Here is a 445-nt window from a genome sequence, read left to right on the forward strand (position 1 = left end):
ACGGCGGCGTATTCGCCGCTGGGATATGTTTTGCCGCTCACGCCGATATGGCAGTAATCGCCGATTCGGGCGTTCTTGTCGATAATCGCGTTCGCAATCCTGCAGCGCTTCCCGATTCCGATATGCGGACCCGGCTCGCCCGGTTTTTCATAATAGTCCGCGCCCATAAACACCACGCTGTCCAGTTCCGAGTGTTCTTCTATCACCGAGCGGACGCCGATTACCGAGTGTCTGATATGCGCGCGGCTTATGACGCAGCCTTCGCTCGTAATGGACTGCGCGATTTCCGCCTGGTTGATTTTTGACGGCGGCAGATTCAGCTGGTTCGTGTATATCGGCGCGGCTTCGTCGTAAAAATTAAACGACGGGGTGATAGTCGTCAGGTCTATGTTCGCCTCATAGAAGCTCCGAATGGTGCCTATGTCCTCCCAGTAGCCGGAATGGA

General features: G+C 55.5%; 1 protein-coding gene. It reads right to left on the reverse strand.

Annotated features, from left to right (window positions below):
• Positions 1-445, reverse strand: a 445-nt coding sequence (locus AWU74_RS12285) for a GlgC family sugar phosphate nucleotidyltransferase (protein ID WP_498067498.1), incomplete at both ends; no start/stop codon positions are given.

The sequence above is a fragment of the Treponema endosymbiont of Eucomonympha sp. genome, assembly GCF_001028545.1.